This is a genomic window from Micromonospora sp. NPDC049047 (assembly GCF_040649135.1).
Taxonomy (GTDB): domain Bacteria; phylum Actinomycetota; class Actinomycetes; order Mycobacteriales; family Micromonosporaceae; genus Micromonospora.
Genome location: NZ_JBEZEY010000009.1, coordinates 116,086 through 129,064 on the forward strand (window position 1 = coordinate 116,086; position 12,979 = coordinate 129,064).

General features: G+C 71.6%; 16 protein-coding genes. 9 read left to right on the plus strand and 7 right to left on the minus strand.

Annotated elements, in window-relative coordinates:
* Positions 1 to 22: 22 nt before the first annotated feature.
* The 4 genes from AB0B86_RS16685 to AB0B86_RS16700 are packed head-to-tail and all read left to right on the plus strand — an operon-like array spanning position 23 to position 2,940.
* Positions 23 to 337: a DUF2516 family protein gene (locus AB0B86_RS16685; protein ID WP_357412860.1), complete on the plus strand. Its 315-nt coding sequence runs from the start codon at positions 23 to 25 to the stop codon at positions 335 to 337.
* Positions 334 to 1,221: an alpha/beta hydrolase gene (locus tag AB0B86_RS16690; RefSeq protein WP_357412862.1), complete on the plus strand. Its 888-nt coding sequence runs from the start codon at positions 334 to 336 to the stop codon at positions 1,219 to 1,221. Before AB0B86_RS16685 ends, AB0B86_RS16690 begins: the two co-directional genes overlap by 4 nt.
* A gap of 11 nt (positions 1,222 to 1,232) precedes the next feature.
* Entirely contained in the window at positions 1,233 to 1,970 is a 738-nt protein-coding gene (locus AB0B86_RS16695) for an alanyl-tRNA editing protein (RefSeq protein WP_357412864.1), read from the plus strand.
* 55 nt (positions 1,971 to 2,025) lie between these two features.
* On the plus strand, positions 2,026 to 2,940 hold the full coding sequence (locus tag AB0B86_RS16700) for an SDR family oxidoreductase (protein WP_357418484.1): 915 nt from the start codon (positions 2,026 to 2,028) through the stop codon (positions 2,938 to 2,940).
* Here the strand turns inward: AB0B86_RS16700 and AB0B86_RS16705 are convergent.
* The 5 genes from AB0B86_RS16705 to AB0B86_RS16725 are packed head-to-tail and all read right to left on the minus strand — an operon-like array spanning position 2,931 to position 7,497.
* Positions 2,931 to 3,899, minus strand: a complete 969-nt coding sequence (locus AB0B86_RS16705; RefSeq protein WP_357418486.1) for a YafY family protein — start codon at positions 3,897 to 3,899, stop codon at positions 2,931 to 2,933. The genes AB0B86_RS16700 and AB0B86_RS16705 overlap by 10 nt on opposite strands.
* Positions 3,900 to 3,923: 24 nt before the next feature.
* Positions 3,924 to 4,565, minus strand: coding sequence for a response regulator transcription factor (locus tag AB0B86_RS16710; RefSeq protein ID WP_357412871.1), 642 nt, complete (start codon positions 4,563 to 4,565; stop codon positions 3,924 to 3,926).
* The gene (locus AB0B86_RS16715; RefSeq protein WP_357412873.1) at positions 4,562 to 5,830 is read right to left on the minus strand and encodes a sensor histidine kinase; all 1,269 of its coding nucleotides are present in this window, start codon (positions 5,828 to 5,830) and stop codon (positions 4,562 to 4,564) included. The genes AB0B86_RS16710 and AB0B86_RS16715 overlap by 4 nt, the downstream gene beginning before the upstream one ends.
* 11 nt (positions 5,831 to 5,841) lie before the next feature.
* A complete protein-coding gene (locus AB0B86_RS16720; protein ID WP_357412875.1) occupies positions 5,842 to 6,576 on the minus strand; it encodes an ABC transporter permease in 735 nt (244 codons plus the stop codon).
* 12 nt (positions 6,577 to 6,588) lie between these two features.
* Entirely contained in the window at positions 6,589 to 7,497 is a 909-nt protein-coding gene (locus AB0B86_RS16725) for an ABC transporter ATP-binding protein (RefSeq protein ID WP_357412876.1), read from the minus strand.
* Between the two features lie 200 nt (positions 7,498 to 7,697).
* Between AB0B86_RS16725 and AB0B86_RS16730 the strand changes: the two genes are divergently transcribed.
* The 5 genes from AB0B86_RS16730 to AB0B86_RS16750 all read left to right on the plus strand — a co-directional run bounded on the left by AB0B86_RS16730 (position 7,698) and on the right by AB0B86_RS16750 (position 11,702).
* Positions 7,698 to 8,528, plus strand: coding sequence for an EI24 domain-containing protein (locus AB0B86_RS16730; protein WP_357406759.1), 831 nt, complete (start codon positions 7,698 to 7,700; stop codon positions 8,526 to 8,528).
* 2 nt (positions 8,529 to 8,530) lie between these two features.
* Positions 8,531 to 9,046, plus strand: a complete 516-nt coding sequence (locus tag AB0B86_RS16735; protein WP_357406757.1) for an O-acetyl-ADP-ribose deacetylase — start codon at positions 8,531 to 8,533, stop codon at positions 9,044 to 9,046.
* 144 nt (positions 9,047 to 9,190) lie between these two features.
* Positions 9,191 to 10,321, plus strand: a complete 1,131-nt coding sequence (locus AB0B86_RS16740) for an ABC transporter permease (protein ID WP_357406755.1) — start codon at positions 9,191 to 9,193, stop codon at positions 10,319 to 10,321.
* Entirely contained in the window at positions 10,318 to 11,049 is a 732-nt protein-coding gene (locus tag AB0B86_RS16745) for an ABC transporter ATP-binding protein (RefSeq protein ID WP_357406753.1), read from the plus strand. The genes AB0B86_RS16740 and AB0B86_RS16745 overlap by 4 nt, the downstream gene beginning before the upstream one ends.
* 68 nt (positions 11,050 to 11,117) lie before the next feature.
* On the plus strand, positions 11,118 to 11,702 hold the full coding sequence (locus AB0B86_RS16750) for a TetR/AcrR family transcriptional regulator (protein WP_357406751.1): 585 nt from the start codon (positions 11,118 to 11,120) through the stop codon (positions 11,700 to 11,702).
* Between the two features lie 15 nt (positions 11,703 to 11,717).
* On the opposite strand, the gene AB0B86_RS16755 is transcribed toward AB0B86_RS16750, so the two are convergent.
* Positions 11,718 to 12,614, minus strand: a complete 897-nt coding sequence (locus AB0B86_RS16755; protein WP_357418490.1) for a GNAT family N-acetyltransferase — start codon at positions 12,612 to 12,614, stop codon at positions 11,718 to 11,720.
* Between the two features lies 1 nt (position 12,615).
* Positions 12,616 to 12,867, minus strand: a complete 252-nt coding sequence (locus tag AB0B86_RS16760; RefSeq protein WP_357406747.1) for a hypothetical protein — start codon at positions 12,865 to 12,867, stop codon at positions 12,616 to 12,618.
* Positions 12,868 to 12,979 lie beyond the last annotated feature (112 nt).

Consider the following 12,979-nt stretch of genomic DNA (forward strand, 5'->3'; position numbering starts at 1 on the left):
TCCTCGACATAAGCTTGCCGGCATGGCCAACGCCGCGCCGATCTTCGCCTTCGCCGTCCGTGAAGTGATCCAGCTGATCCTGCTCGTCTTCGCGCTGATCGTCCAGGGCGTCGCCCTGGTGCACGCGATCACGCAGCGCTCCGACGCCTTCCCCGCCATCGGGACGCTGCCCAAGGGTGGCTGGATCGCGATCCTCGCCGTCTGCCTCCTGTTGACCCTGCTCGGCTTCGGCCCGATCAGCCTCTTCGGCCTGATCGGCATCGCCGCTGGTCTGATCTACCTCCTCGACGTTCGGGTCGGGCTGCGCGACCTGAGCGACGGCAAAGGGTTCTGGTGAGAGGTTTTCGCTGGCCACCCCCACCGGACAGTGGCCCCCGCACCTGGGGTCCCGGCCCGGGCGGACCACGCACCGGCCGACCGGCGTTGCCGGAGCCGGAGACCGAGCTGGTAACCACCCCGCACGGCGTACGGCTGGAACGGCTGGTCACCGGCATCGGTGACCCGGTCACCGTCTTCGCGCACGGGCTGGGCAACGGCATCGCCACCACCCGACCGTTCGGCAGTGGGGTGACCGGCCGCAAGGTGTTCTTCCAGTTCCGTGGGCACGGTCGGTCCGATGCCCCGGACGGGCCGTGGACCTACCTGGACCTGGCCCGGGATCTGCGCGCGATAGCGGACCTCGGCGGGGCCAGCCGGGCATTCGGCGCGAGCCTCGGCGCCGGTGCCCTCTGCCGGCTGCTCGCGGAGAGTCCGGAGCGTTTCGAGAAGCTTGTCTTCTTCCTGCCGGCGGTGCTCGACGAGCCGCGCGGGCCGGCCGCCCACGGACGGATCACGGAGCTGCTGGAGGCGGTGCAGAGCGGGGAGGCCTCGGCGGTCGCCGACGTCGTCGCGCTGGAGCTGCCCGCGGCGGTGCGCAACACCCCGGCCGGCTGGGCGTACCTGCGGCAGCGGCTCGACCAACTGCTGCGCGACGGCCTGGCCGAGGGCCTCGCCACCCTGGCGGATCAGACGTCGCTGGTCCAGCTCGGCGACCTGGCGGCGGTGACCGCGCCAGCGCTTGTCATCGGCTGCGCGGGCGACGACCTGCATCCGGTCGAGGTCGCCGAGCGGCTCGCCACCGCCCTGCCCCAGGCCACCCTGCACGTGTACGACCGGCCCGGCGTCCTCTGGACGGAACGCGCCGACCTGCGGGACCGCATCGCCGGCTTCCTCAACGAGTAATCTGCGCTGTCATGGGCGTCACACAACATGGCCGCACGCATCGGCTCGACCTCGCCGACCCGACCCTGCGCGAGTGGACCTGCACGGTCCTGCACGCCGACCCCGAGCAGGGCATCGTCCTGGACCGCTCGGCGTTCTACCCGGGCGGCGGCGGCCAGCCACCGGACCACGGGGTGCTGCTGTGGCAGGGCGTGCAGACCCGGATCGTCGGCACCCGCAAGGGCGACGACCTCTACCTGATCCCCGCCGAGGGTGACCCGTTGCCACCGGCCGGCAGCGAGGTCGTCGGCGCGCTCGAGGACGAGCGCCGCACCCGACTGATGCGTACCCACTCCGGGTTGCACGTGCTCTGCGGTGTGGTGTTCCGCGACTTCGGCGCGCTGGTCACCGGCGGCAACATGGAACCGGGTGAGGCTCGGATGGACTTCAACCTTCCCGAGGTGCCCCCGGACTTCAAGAGCCGGATCGAGGAGCTGGTCAACGCCGAGGTGGCCGCCGACCGGTCGGTCGCCACGCGGGTGCTGCCGCGCACCGAGGCGCTGGCCCTGCCGGACATCATCCGTACCCAGTCCAACCTCATTCCGCCGGACGAGCAGGAGGTCCGGATCGTCGACATCGTCGGGCTGGACGTGCAGGCCGACGGCGGGACCCACGTCGCGTCCACCGCCCAGATCGGCAAGGTGCAGGTGGTCAAGGTGGAGAGCAAGGGCCGGGCCAACCGCCGGGTCCGGGTCCGACTCGTGGATTAGGTCGGGTAACGAATTCGGACGTCGGTTGTCAGGTATTCCTGACAACGTCGCAGGCATGACGCAACAGCTAACCGGAAAGATCGCGCTCGTCGCCGGTGCCACCCGTGGTGCCGGACGGCAGATCGCCGTTCAGCTCGGCGCGGCCGGTGCCACTGTCTACGCCACCGGTCGCAGCACCCGGGCCGGCCGCTCCGAGATGGACCGACCGGAAACCATCGAGGAGACCGCCGAGCTGGTAAGCGCGGCCGGCGGCACCGGCATCGCCGTGCAGGTCGACCACCTGGTGCCCGAGCAGGTCCGCGACCTGGTCGCCCGGATCGACGCCGAGCAGGGCCACCTCGACGTGCTGGTCAACGACATCTGGGGCGGCGACCCGCTTGTCACCTGGCACAAGCCGGTCTGGGAGCAGCCGCTGGACGCCGGCTTCCGCACCCTGCGGCTGGCCGTCGACACGCACATCATCACCAGCCACTTCGCCCTGCCGCTGCTGATCCGCAAGCCCGGTGGCCTGGTGGTGGAGATGGGCGACGGCACCAAGGCGTACAACGACGAGAACTACCGGCTGTCGGTCTTCTACGACCTGGCCAAGGTCTCGGTGAACCGGCTCGCGTTCTCCCAGGCGCACGAGCTGACACCGCACGGCGGCACGGCGGTGGCGCTGACCCCCGGCTGGATCCGTTCCGAGGCGATGCTCGAACACTTCGGCGTGACCGAGGAGAACTGGCGCGACGGCGCTGCCACCGACCCCAACTTCCTCATCTCGGAGACCCCTGCCTTCGTCGGCCGCGCGGTGGCCGCGCTCGCCGCCGACGAGGAGAAGGCCCGCTGGAACGGCAGGTCCGTCGACGCCGGCACGCTGTCGAAGGTGTACGGCTTCACCGACCTGGACGGCAGCCAACCGGAGGGTTTCCGCTACATCACCGACGTGGTCGACGCGGGCAAACCGGCGGACGTGACCGGCTACCGGTAGAGCGCGGCGAGCCGGTCGGCGCTCGCCGCGAACAACTGCCGCAGCTCGGGTGGATCGAGGATCTCCACCTCGGGGCCGAGCCCCAGCAGTTGGTGGTACGCCACCTGGACCGACTCGACGGGCAGCCGCGCCTTCACCCAGCCCTGCCCGTCGGGTTCGCTGGCGGCGGCGACCAGTTCGTCGTACACGAAGGGGGCGTCGACCAGGTGCCGGAGCCGGCGCAGGCCGGCGGGGCTGAGCCGGACGGCGACCTCGGCCCGCAGCATGGTCCGCAGGAACGACCCGGCCTGCTTCCGCCAGTGCCCGGCCAGGTCGAAGCCCTCGTCGCGGTCGAACTGCTCCGCATCCACCTCGACCCCGGTGACCCGGTCCACCCGGTAGGTGCGCGCCTCGTCGCCGACCCGGCCGACCAGATACCAGACCCCGCTCTTGAGGACCAGCCCGTACGGCTGGATCCGGCGGCTCACCTCCCGGTCTCCGCGTCGGTAGCGCAACGTCACCACCCGGTCTGCCCACACCGCCCGGGCCAGCTCGGGCAGCCAGCGCGGTGGCGCGGTCTCCCGGAACCAGCCCGGTACGTCCAGGTGGAACCGCTGCCCGGTCCGGGCCGGTGCGTCGCGCAGCGCGGGTGGCAGCGCGGCGAGCACCTTCAGCTCGGCGGACGCGACCGCGTCGGCGAGACCCATCTCGCCGGCCGGTCCGGGCAGTCCGCTGAGGAACAGCGCCTCCGCCTCGTCGCGGGTCAGCCCGGTCAGTCGGGTGCGGTAGCCGCCGAGCAGCCGGTAACCGCCGGCCCGGCCCCGGTCGGCGTAGACCGGCACCCCGGCGGCGGAGAGGGCCAGGACGTCCCGGTAGACCGTCCGCTCGGAAACCTCAAGCTCCCGGGCCAGCTCGGTAGCTGTCATCGACCCGCGCGACTGCAACAGCAACAGCAACGAGATCAGTCGGCACGCGCGCACCAGCCCATCCTGCCCGGCCCCCGCTCACTGCCCGCCGGGGGTCAGCAACCCTCTGTCGTACGCGGTGGCCACCGCGGCGGCCCGGTCGTTGACCCCGAGCTTGGCGTACAGGTGCAGCAGATGTGTCTTGACGGTGGCCTCGCTGATGAACAGCCGGGCCGCCGCCTCCCGATTGGAGGCACCGCGGGCAACCAGGGTGAGCACCTCCAGCTCACGCTGGCTGAGCGGCTCTTCAGCGGGAGCGCGCAGCCGAACCATCAGCCGGCCGGCGACGCTCGGCGCGAGCACCGACTCACCCCGGGCGGCGGCCCTCACCGCGCGGACCAGATCCTCGCGGGGCGTGTCCTTGAGCAGGTAGCCGGTGGCGCCGGCCTCGATCGCCGGCAGCACGTCCGCGTCCGTGTCGTAGGTGGTGAGCACCAGCACCCGGGCGGTGCTCCCGGAACGGGCCAACCTGCCGATGGCTGTCACCCCGTCCATGCCGGGCATCCGCAGGTCCATCAGCACCACATCCGGCCGCACCGTCGCGACCAGGGTCAACGCCTCCGAGCCGTCGGCCGCCTCACCGACCACCTCGAATCCCGGGTCGCCGGTGAACATGCCCCGCAACCCGTCGCGTACCACCGGATGGTCGTCGACGATCAGCAGCCGGATCGGGGCGGTCAACCGGCACCTCCGGGCAGCGCGGGGACGGACGCCGAGATGGCGGTGCCGCTGCCCGGCTCGGACTCGACTGCCAACTCGCCACCGACCCGGGTCACGCGCTGCCGCATCGCGGTCAGCCCGTACCCGCTGCCCGGCTCGCGGGACGCCGGCTGCCCGGTGATGTCGAAGCCCGTTCCGTCGTCGCGGACGTCGAGGGTGACCACGTCCGTCATGTACGACAGGGTCAGTCCGACCCGTGACGCGGCGGCGTGCCGGGCCACGTTGGCCAGTGCCTCCTGGGCGGCCCGCAGCAGTGTCACTTCGACCTCCGGGTGCAGGGGGCGGGGCGTACCGGTGGTGGCGACGTCGGCCCGTACCCCGTGCAGGGCCGCCCAGCGCCCGCCCAGCTCGACGAGCGCGTCCGGCAGTCGGGCCGTCTCCAGCGGCTCCGGGCGGATCGCCCGCACCGAGCGGCGGGCCTCGGTGAGGCTCTCCCGGGCCAGCGCGAGCGCGTTGTCGACGTGCCGGCGCCAGTCGGCGGAGCGGTCGCGGGTCTGCTCGGCCGCCTCCAGTTGCGTGATGATCCCGGTCAACCCCTGGGCCAGGGTGTCGTGGATCTCCCGCGCCATCCGTTGGCGCTCGTCCAGAACACCTGCCTCCCGTGCCTGGGTGAGTAGTTGGGCGTGCAGCCCGGCGTTCTCCCGGACCGTCTCGGTGAGTTGACGGTTGGCCTCGCCGAGTTCCGCCATCAGTCGTCGGCGTTTGGCGTCCTCCTGCTCGGCCATCATCGCGAACCAGCTCACCGAGCCGGCCACCAGCAGGTTGAAGAGCACCAGCACCAGCCAGAGTGGCCAGTGCGACAGCACCACGGGCAGACCGCCGCCCTGAGAGGTGGCGACGAGGGTGGCCGTGGTGACCATTCCGGCGACCCGCCAACGCCGGGGTAGCACCGGGAAGGCGTGGATGTAACCGATCCAGGCGAAGAAGCCGTACCACGGGCTGACGACCACCAGCGCGGCCGCGAACGTGAGCAGCCCGGGGTAGTAGACCGCCATCAGCCTGCGCCGGCTCTGCCAGTCGGGGTGCACTGTGACGAACCAGGCGACCCAGCAGCCGGCAGCCACGGCGACGGCGACGGTGAGCACCGCCCCCGGGCTGCCGGGCGCCGGTGCGACGAGGGCCAGCAGGGTGCCCAGAGCCAGCCCGCCGTAGGGAAACACGCGATAGACGTTCGCCTCACGTTTTCGCCAGCTGGCCAGCCGGTCGTACCCACCGTTGCTGGTCATCGAATCCCCGCTCACTCCCAGCGGAACAGTTTCGCCGCGCCAGCACCGGCCGCCACGGCGATCACCGCCATTATCGCCAGGTGCAGCGGCTGCGGCGAGGGGCCGGTCCAGGCGTCGAGGAGCGCCTGCACCCCGGGCGGCGTGTAGTCGCCGATCCTCGCCACGGCGTCCGGAAGCAGGAACCGGGGCAGGTAGACCCCGCCGAAGAACATGGTGAGCAGGAACAGTGGCACGGCCAGGGCCTGAGCCGCCTTCGTCGTCCGGGCCACGGCGGCGACCAGCAGCCCGAGCGCCAGCAGAGCCGCCGTGCCGAGGACGAAGGCCAGGACGAAGCCGAGCGGGTGCTCCGGGAGTGGCACCCCGAACGCCAAGCGGCCGACGACGATGAGCAGCAGCGCGCTGGCCAGGATCGCGGCCAGGGCCACCACCAGTTGGGCGGCGAGCAGAGCGCCCGGGTGCGCAGGAGTGGTCGCCAGCCGACGCAGCACGCCGCGTTCGCGGTAGGTCGCCAGCGCCATGGGCATCGTGTTCACCCCCACCATGGCCAGGGTGACCACCAACAGCGACGGGGCGAAGTAGTTGACGAAGTTCTGCCCGTCGAAGTTCGGATCCGGCTCGCGGAGCGAGGGGATCAACCCGAGCACCACCAGGATCATTGTGGGCAGCCCGACGATGGTGAGCAGCGTCGGTAGGTCCCGCAGGTAGAGCCGCGCCTCGATCCTCAGGATCTGACGGAAGGCGTGCATGCTTGCCCCTTTTCAGTCGACGGGCCGGTGCCCGGTCAGCTCGACGAAGGCGTCGTCGAGGGTGGACTGCTCCAGCCGCAGGTCCGCCGCGATGATCTGGTGGCGGGCGAGCACCGAGGTGACTGCGTGCAGCAGGTCACCGGTGCCGGTCACCACCACCTGGCTGCCCGTGCGCTGCACGGCCGAGACCTCGGGCAGATCGGTGAGGAGCCGGTCGTCCACCGGCACCGACGGCCGGAACCGGATCCGCTGCTCGGGAGCCACCGACGACACCAGGCCTGTCGGGGTGTCCAGCGCGACCACCCGGCCCCGGTCGATCACCGCGACCCGGTCGCAGAGGCGTTCGGCCTCCTCCATGAAGTGGGTGACCAGCACGATCGTCACTCCGCTGTCCCGGACCTGTTCGATGAGACCCCAGGTGTCCCTGCGGGCCTGCGGGTCCAGCCCGGTGGTCAGCTCGTCGAGGATGGCGATCTCCGGGTTGCCGACCAGGGCCAGCGCGATGGAGAGCCGCTGCTTCTGCCCACCGGAGAGCTTCTTGTACGCGGTGTTCCGCTTCTCGCCCAGGCCCAGCTTGTCGATCAACGCGGCCGGGTCGGCCGGGTTGCGGTAGAACGAGGCGTACAACTCCAGGGCCTCGGCGACCCGGAGCCGGTCGGGCAGTTGGCTCTCCTGGAGCTGCACCCCGACCCGCTGCCGGAGCTGGGTCGCGTCCCGGCGCGGGTCGAGCCCGAGGACCGACACCCCGCCCCCGTCGGGGACGCGCAGCCCGGCGACACACTCCACTGTGGTGGTCTTGCCGGCGCCGTTCGGACCGAGAACGCCGAAGATCTCCCCGGCCTCCACGGTGAGCGACACGTCGTCCACCGCCACCAGGTCGCCGTACCGCTTCTTCAGGTGGGTCACCTCGATGACCGGCATCGTGCCGCCTTCCGCCGCCGCTGACTTCGTACCCCTCAAGGGTCGTCGGGCTGGCCCGGCGGCGAATCGACCGGTCGGCGACGGACCTCGGCGATCCCGGTGGATCTCCGCCGTCCGTCAACCGGTTGATGTGGACGCGAGGAGTCGCTGCTAGGGCTCCGCCCGGCGGACCGGTCGACCTGTCGATAGGCTGCTCGATCGTGGATGTCAGCAGAGTCGCCAGCCCGGTCACCGGAGTCGTCGGCCGTTTTCTCGCCGGGGCGGGGCTGCTCCTGCGCGGGCTGGGTCTCTACGTCCGCAGCCCGGGGTTGATGCTGCTCGGCATCGTGCCGGCGCTGATCTCCGGCGCGCTCTTCCTGGCCGCGCTCGCCACCCTCGTGTACTTCGTGGACGACCTCGCCGCGCTTGTCACCCCGTTCGCCGACGACTGGTCGAAGACCGGCCGCAGCCTGGTCCGGGTGGTCGCCGGGCTGGCCTTCCTGGGGCTCGGCGGGCTGCTCGGGGTGCTCACCTTCACCGCGGTGACCCTGGTCATCGGCGACCCGTTCTACGAGAAGATCTCCGAGCAGGTGGAGCTGCGCTACGGCGGCACCCCCGGCGCTGTGGACGTGCCGTTCTGGTCGTCGCTGCGCCGCAGCCTCGCCGACTCCGTACGCCTGGTGGCGCTCACCGCGCTTGTCGGCATCCCGCTCTTCCTTGCCGGTTTCATCCCGGTGGTCGGCCAGACCGTCGTCCCGGTGATCGGGGCGGCCGTGGGTGGGTGGTTCCTGGCTGTGGAGCTGGTCGGTGCGCCGTTCTACCGGCGTGGGATGCGCCTGCCGCAGCGTCGGACGATCCTGAAGGCCGACCGGCCCACCGCGCTCGGCTTCGGGGTGGCAGTCTTCCTCTGCTTCCTGATTCCGCTCGGCGCAGTGCTGATCATGCCGGCGGCGGTCGCCGGTGCCACCCTGCTGGCCCGCCGCTCGCTCGGCCAGCCGATCGACGGTCCACTGTCCGCGCCGCCCGCCGGCCGGCCCGTCGAGAGGAGCTGACCGTGGAGATCACAGTGGTCGAGGGGGACATCACCGCCCAGCGCGTGGACGCCATAGTGAACGCGGCGAACTCGTCCCTGCTCGGCGGCGGTGGTGTCGACGGGGCCATCCACCGGCGCGGCGGCCCCGCCATCCTGGCGGAGTGCCGCGCGCTGCGGGCGTCCCGCTACGGCAGAGGCCTGCCGACGGGGCAGGCGGTGGCGACGACTGCCGGCGAGCTGCCGGCCCGCTGGGTGATCCACACCGTCGGGCCGGTCTGGTCCGGCACCGAGGACCGCTCGGCGCTGTTGCGCGACTGCTACGCCAACAGCCTGCGGGTGGCCGACGAACTGGGCGCGACCACCGTGGCCTTCCCGCTGATCTCCGCCGGCATCTACGGCTGGCCGGCCGACGACGCGGTCCGCCAGGCCCTCACCGTGCTGCGCTCGGCCACCCCGACCGCCGTCACCGAGGCCCGCCTGGTGCTGTTCGGGGCGGACACCTACGCGACCGCCCGCCGCGTCTTCGGCGACGCCTGATCACTACCGGGCGATGAGCTCGCCCAGGGGCTGTTTGCGCAGCGTGCGCTGTGGCGGAGTCGACAGCGGAGCACGCCGGCTTTTACCAACACCATGTTGATAACATGTCGACATGATGTCGATAACCCACGTGGGTGGGCGCTGATGTTCCTCGCCATTCGTGAGCTGAGCTTTGCCCGCCTGCGGTTCGCGCTGATGGGCGCGGTGATCGCGCTGATCGCCGTGCTGATGGTGATGCTGTCGGGGCTGTCGGTCGGGCTGGTCCGCGACGGGGTGTCCGGGCTGCAGAACCTGCCCGTCACCTCGTTCGCCTTCGCGCACGACGTCCAGCGTGACTCCGCGTTCTCCCGCAGCGTCGTGGACCTGTCGGCGGTGGACGAGTGGGCCGCCCAGCCCGGCGTGGCCGACGCGGCACCGTTCGGCAACACGCTCGTGAACACGCGTACCGACCGGGGAACCGAGATCGACCTGGCACTGTTCGGAGTGCCGTCCGACTCCTTCCTGTCGCCGGCGGTCAGTAAGGGTGAGCGACTGGGCACCGAGGACGGGATCGTGGTCAGCCCCACGGCGCTGGACGCGGGCCTGCAGTTGGGCGACACGGTCACCATCGACAGGCTGGGCACGCGGCTGCGGGTGGTCGGCGTCACCGAGCAGCAGGACACCTTCGGTCACGTGGACGTGGCGTACGTGCCGCTGGCGGCGTGGCAGGCCATCAAGTCCGGCACCGCCCCCGGCACGGCGCTGCCGCAGCGCGCCGCAACGGAGATCACGGCGGTGGCGATCCGCGCGGACGACGGGAAGTCCGTCGACCTGGCCGCCGGGGACACCGCGGCCGGCACCGAGAGCCTGACCCTGAAGGAGTCCTACGGGGCCTCGCCGGGATACACCGCCGAGACGACGACCCTGCGGCTGATCCAGGGATTCCTGTACGCGATCTCGGCGCTGGTCGCCGGCGCGTTCTTCGCGGTGTGGGCGATCCAGCGCAAGCCCGAGGTGGCCGTCCTGCGGGCGCTGGGTGCCTCGACCGGCTGGGTGCTGCGGGACGCGCTGACCCAGGCACTCGTGCTGTTGGCGGCTGCCGTCGCCATCGGGGTGGGGATCGGGCTCGCACTCGGTGCCCTCATCACCGGCAGCGGTATCCCGTTCGCCCTGAGCATGCCGAGCATCTCCGCGGCCGGGGTGGGCCTCGTCGTCCTCGGTCTGGTCGGCGCCGGCGCGGCGGTCATCCGCATCACCTCTGTCGACCCGGCCACCGCTCTGGGAGGAAACCGATGAGCAGCCGTCCCGCTCCGACCGCTTCGACCACACCCGCCGACGACGCGTCCGAGCGGCTCGGCCTGGTGATGCGTGCGGTGTCCCTGCGGCACGGCAACGCCGCCGAGACCGTGCAGGCGCTCGACGACGTCGATCTGACGGTACGACCCGGTGAACTCGCCGCGGTCGTGGGCCCGTCCGGTGCGGGCAAGTCCAGCCTGCTCGCCGTCGCCGGCGGGCTGGCCCGGCCCGACCACGGCACCGTCACCGTGGCCGGTCAGGACATGACGGTCCCGAGTCGCCGGACGCGCACCGAGTTGCGCCGCCAGCACGTGGGGTTCGTGTTCCAGTCGGGCAACCTGCTGCCGGCGTTGACCGCCGTCGACCAGTTGCGGCTGCCCCTGCGGCTGGGGCCTCGCTCGCAGCGGTCCGGCCGGGACCCGCTGGAACTGCTCGCGGACGTCGGCATGGCGGACAAGGCCGACCGCCGCCCCCACCAGCTGTCCGGCGGCGAACGTCAGCGCGTCGGGATCGCCCGCGCGCTGGTCACCGAGCCCAGCGTGCTGCTTGTCGACGAACCGACGGCGGCGCTGGACCGGGCACGCAGCCACGAGATCGTGCAGCTGCTGGCCCACGAGGCCCGGCAGCGGTCGGTAGCGGTGGTTATGGTCACTCACGACCACGACGTCCTGCAATACTGTGACACCGTCTACGAGATGGTCGACGGCAAGCTCGCGGCCAGCAGCTGACGCGACGACGGGGCGGGCCCGGCCGCAGGGCCGGGCCGGCCACGCCCGTCCGGAACGAGGGGGGCGGCGTGCCGAAGATCCAGGCCGCGACCGTCGCCGAGCACCGGGCAGCCCAACGTGCCGCGCTGCTCGACGCGGCCCGCGCACTGCTGTCGGAACACCCCGAGCAGATCCCTGGTCTGGCCGAGGTCGCCCAGCACGCAGGTCTCGCCCGGTCCAGCGTCTACTCGTACTTCAAGTCCCGCGCCGACATGTTCGACGCCCTCGTCACCGAGACGTTTCCCCGCTGGTCGGCCTACGTCGAGAAGCGCATGGACGCGGCCGGCACGCCCGGACAGAAGATCCAGGCGTACGTGGACTCCAACCTACAACTGGTTGCCCGAGGCGACCACGCCCTGGCCCGCGCGCTCGCGTCAGCCGGCAGCAGCGAGACGCTCGCCAGCTCCAGCCGACTCATGCACGACCGGCTGGAAGCCCCGCTGCGCGCCGCGCTCACCGACCACGGCTCCTCGGACCCGGTCCGGGTGGCCGAGCTGGTGCAGTCGATCGTCTACGCCCTCAGTCGAATGATCGAGGGAGGGCTCGCGCTGGACGAGGCGACCAGCCTCGGTCGCGAACTGCTCGGCCCGTACCTCGATCGCGACAGCGGCTGAGGCTGCGGCCCCCTGTCAGGCCAGCTCCGCCAGGCAGGTCCACTGGGATGCCACCGGGCGGTAGCCGAGCCGGGCGTTGATCGCCAGCATCGGTGCGTTCGCCTCGTCGTTCGAGGTGTACGCGACGCGCACACCGTTGGCGGCGGCCCGGTGCAGCGCCGCCGTCTTGGCCAGTCGGGCCAGCCCGCGTCCCCGGTACGCCGCAATGGTGCCGGTGAAATCCGACCACATCCGGTCACCGTCCCGCTTCACCAGACTGAACGCGACGATCTCGCCGTCGATCTCGACGACGGTGCTGGCCGTCTTGTCCAACCCGACGTTGTCCCAGACGTCGTACCGCCAGCTCTCGTAACTGATCGCGTCGACCGGCACGTCGCCGGGCTCGTCGGCAGCCGAAGCGATGTCCGCCGTGTACAGCAGGTGTGGGTCCAGGTCGGCGATCGGGAGCAGCCGTACGCCCGGGGGCGCGTCGGGCAGCGTGGGCACCAGGTTGAGGTCGAGCGCCGAATATCGCAGCTCGCGGCTTGGCTCGTAGCCGTGCCGGCGCGCGAACGGCAGCCCGTCCGGCAGTGCCGTGCCGCGAACGCGGCGGATCCCCAGTGGGCGGAGGTGGTCGGTGGCGGCGGTCAGCAGGGCGGTGCCGATGCCGCGTCGCCGGTGCTCCGGGTGCACGTGCAGCAGGTTCAGTTCACCGAAGTCCGGTGTGGAGGTCCAGCCGGCACGCTGCGCCGACACCCACCCGACCAGTTGGGCGTCTACTTCGGCGACGAAGGCGGTCCAGCCCTCCTCGGGTGGCGGTTCGGCGATCATCTTGCGGGTCGACTCGACACCGCGCACCAGGTACGGGTAGACAAGCGTCCGCAGCGCCACCACTCCCGGGGCGTCGTCCGGCCGCGCCGTACGGATCCGCATGTCAGGCCCCCGTCCGTACGGCGGCGACGGCCTCGACCTCGACGAGCTGGTCGGTGTAGCCGAGCACTGCCACCCCGAGCAGGGTGCTGGGCGGATCGTGGTCGCCTGGCACGACAGTAGGCCCCTCGTCGTCCAGCGGGCACGCGCCGGCGGTGAAGACCAGCCGCGCGGGCGGCTCGACGGTGGCCGCGTAGGCGTACTCGGCGACGTCGGAGAGGGCGGCGACGTGCAGCAGCGCGACAGGTTCCGGCATGCCGCGAGGCTAACCACGTTCGCAGACCCGGGCGACGCAATAACGTCGCGACCCACCTCGGCCGGAGGCGACAACTTCAAGGAAACAGTCGCCTCGGGGCGTCCTGAGGGGC

Coding starts and splice junctions, on each gene's coding strand:
- AB0B86_RS16685 (WP_357412860.1), top strand. CDS start 23: ATGGCCAACGCCGCGCCGATCTTCGCCTTCGCCGTCCGTGAAGTGATC.
- AB0B86_RS16695 (WP_357412864.1), top strand. CDS start 1,233: ATGGGCGTCACACAACATGGCCGCACGCATCGGCTCGACCTCGCCGAC.
- AB0B86_RS16700 (WP_357418484.1), top strand. CDS start 2,026: ATGACGCAACAGCTAACCGGAAAGATCGCGCTCGTCGCCGGTGCCACC.
- AB0B86_RS16715 (WP_357412873.1), bottom strand. CDS start 5,830: ATGACCAGCAACGGTGGGTACGACCGGCTGGCCAGCTGGCGAAAACGT.
- AB0B86_RS16720 (WP_357412875.1), bottom strand. CDS start 6,576: ATGCACGCCTTCCGTCAGATCCTGAGGATCGAGGCGCGGCTCTACCTG.
- AB0B86_RS16725 (WP_357412876.1), bottom strand. CDS start 7,497: ATGCCGGTCATCGAGGTGACCCACCTGAAGAAGCGGTACGGCGACCTG.
- AB0B86_RS16740 (WP_357406755.1), top strand. CDS start 9,191: ATGTTCCTCGCCATTCGTGAGCTGAGCTTTGCCCGCCTGCGGTTCGCG.
- AB0B86_RS16745 (WP_357406753.1), top strand. CDS start 10,318: ATGAGCAGCCGTCCCGCTCCGACCGCTTCGACCACACCCGCCGACGAC.
- AB0B86_RS16755 (WP_357418490.1), bottom strand. CDS start 12,614: ATGCGGATCCGTACGGCGCGGCCGGACGACGCCCCGGGAGTGGTGGCG.
- AB0B86_RS16760 (WP_357406747.1), bottom strand. CDS start 12,867: ATGCCGGAACCTGTCGCGCTGCTGCACGTCGCCGCCCTCTCCGACGTC.